The organism is Elusimicrobiota bacterium (genome assembly GCA_018816525.1).
Classification (GTDB): domain Bacteria; phylum Elusimicrobiota; class Endomicrobiia; order CG1-02-37-114; family XYA2-FULL-39-19; genus OXYB2-FULL-48-7.
Map to the genome: position 1 here is coordinate 1 of JAHIVV010000092.1, position 3,046 is coordinate 3,046.

Here is a 3,046-nt window from a genome sequence, read left to right on the forward strand (position 1 = left end):
TAAAATCATGTGAAAATCAGTGGTTCAGACAATTTCCAAAAACAAAAACCCTCCCGAAATAAACCGGGAGGGTTTTTTGCCCCAATTATCTAACTGGGATTTTGACCCGCGTAGAGACGAGGCATTGCCTCGTCTCTACAACGCAAATGGCGATTTTTTTTATAAAGCTATCGCGAAACTTTGAGTGCCTGATTTACTTAGTTAAAGTCTGAGAATCTGTTGGAAGATTCTTTACTAAATAACCATTAATCCAATCACTTGTAGTAACTGAATGGCTGTTTGCTGATTGATCTGACCATACGAATGAAGCTGTGGTCGCAGCAACAATAGCGTAAGTGTCAGAAGCAACAAAGCTTGAAGGTTGAGCAATGCTGGTCTGGATGTTGTCTCCAGTTGCAATTGTTCCACCAATAGTAGCTTTCAAAACATAAGTTTTGGAACCACTTACTAACTGTTCATTATCAGCAACGAATACAATTGACCCGGTTGTGCTACCAGTGCCAAGAGTATTGATAATGGCTGTACCGGCAATTTCAATATTGGATTCGTCATATACTTTTCCAACTGTAATAGCTTCTGCGGCTGTTTTATTTACGGTAAAATTAATCTTCTTCCATGCTAAAGCGCCAGTGGCATTAGCTGCTACAGTAAATTTAGCCAATGTTTGAGTGCCTGCTCCTAATAAGGTTGAAGGTAATGTAACATTGCTAATAGTTGGAATTGTCTTGTAAACATAAACAGAATTTCCATCTACATTTGCAGTTCCTTGCGTTTCAACTCCGGCTGAGTTATTAGCCTTGTATGAATCAAGAGTAATTTGGACGTTAGCACCGCTTGTACCCGCACCCGATCCAACTCCGCCTAAAGCTAATTTAACAGTCAAGATCTTACTTGAATTAGCAGCAACTGCTAATGACATTGGAAAAGTAATCGTTGTGTCATTAATATTGCCTGTTGAAACTAACGTATTTCCATTATATAAACTAGCTTCGGCAATAACAGTATTACCTGATGCAGTTGTTGTCGCAACAACCTCAGTTAAAGTATAATTGTCATAAACCGTGCTAAATTTAAAAGCGGCTACATCAAGACCTGTAGAATTTCCCGCAACAATTTTCGCTGTTGCTGCAGAAGCATCAAGAGTAGCGGCAATAGAACCGGTCCCTACAGTGATTGTCTGACCATCAATTGCTCCAGTACTTACTGGAGTAGCTGAGCTAGCAGTTGTGCCGGAAATAGTAACAGTGGATTTAATCGCATCACCAGCATTAATCGTTGAACCGATTGTTGTATACACTTCAACAGTTAACTGACTATTTTTTTCTAAGGTCTTATTAATAGAAAAAGTGTTTGCAGTTGCGTTTACAGTTGGTTTAATTGAAGTCTGAGTTGCGCCATATTTTACATAAACATTAGTTAAATCAGCAGATGTAAATGTAGTGCCTGTAGTTGTGCTAAAATCAATTGAAATCGTATTCAAATTAACTGCCTCTGAACTATTGCCCGTTAATGTGAACGCGCCTAATTTATATGCTGTTTGTGAAATAACAGTAGTCTGATTTGCATAAGTGCCTGTTTTAGACATTACAAGGGATCCAATAGCTACAGCCATCTGATTGCCTGAGGTGTCGCTAGTAGGCACATTTACAAACGATAATGATGTCTGCGCTTGCCCATTATTTGCGCCTGTTACTAATGAAGCAATAAGAGTGCTAGTACTGGAAACATTATTTGTTCCATCATTATCGTAGATATCAGCAACAATTTCAACAGTTGCAGGCGTGCCTGGATTGACTGTATAATTAACTGTAAAAGACATGCCGGCTGTTGTTAAATTTGCAGTGCTTCCGTATTGTCCGCCATTAATCATAATTTTACCATTTCTTAAGTTGCCAATAGAACTATTATTGGAAGCAATCTTAGCTGTAAGAGTTTCAACTTTAATTGGTTCGCCAAAAGCAGTTAATGTATATTTAGCTAAAGTAACGCTTGAAGCATCCTTAATAACATTTCCAGAAGGTGAAGTACTTTCTTTTGCAACAGTCATTGAGCCTGAAGAAATAGTCTGAGTGCCAGTCGTGGCTGGAATACCTGTAGTAGTTACAGGAACATTATATTCAGCATCTTCAACTATAATGTCAACAGCATATCTCAAAGAGAATGAATATGTCTTTGAAGAACCTCCAACAATATCAGCTCTAACCTCAATATCTTTAATGCCAGTTATAATACTAACTGGAGAGGCTGAAAGATCAAAAGTAACATACATGTCGCTTGACATTTCAACCGGTCCGGCAACTTTATTACCTCCAACATATAAGTTGAAGTTGTTTAAATCGCCTGCAGATATTGTACCAATTTCTCTTAATCTTAAGTGCTTTAAATTAACATTATGATTAGTAATTGTAGCCGAGCTTTTAAATACTGTAACGTCAGTGTCGCCTGGACTTACATCTGCTGTGCTTGGCAAAGCAGTCCCCATAACAACACCAGCTAAATTGGCGCCGAGGACTATACTCATCTGGTTTCCACTTACAGAAAACGAACCATTAACAGAAGCTCCATTAGTAATTACATCTGAAGTAGCATTAATGGCTACACCAATAATTTCACCACTGCCTGCGAGAAGAATGTCTGATTTGACAGTAATAGTCTTGGTTGTGCCAGCAAGAATTTCAAAAAGTCCTGCTACATTTGACCAAGTAATTATTCCACTACTAACGGAAGCAGAATCAGTCAATCTTGTGTTGCCTTCGTATAAATAAACATTTGATAAAGTCTGATCTTGACTAATGCCAATTCTCTTTACTTTTAAAGTGTTTACTTTAACAGCGCCGTCATTAGCAGCAGTAAAATTAAATGATGCTAAATTTGCCAAAGCTTGACCAGCAATAACATTGCCTGAAGCAGCTGTGTCTGCTGATAAAGCAACGGTTAATCCAGTTCCAACTCCAGGCTGAATGCCTGAACCACCGCCTCCACCTTGTGATGTATCAATAATAGTATCGCTTAAAGCTAAAGCGTCGCCTGCTGTAGGCATAACATA

General features: G+C 38.5%; 1 protein-coding gene. It reads right to left on the reverse strand.

Translation table 11 applies throughout. From position 1 onward, the window contains the following. Positions 1–193 precede the first annotated feature (193 nt). Positions 194–3,046, reverse strand: a 2,853-nt coding sequence (locus KKH91_08270) for a hypothetical protein (protein ID MBU0952796.1), incomplete at its 5' end; no start/stop codon positions are given.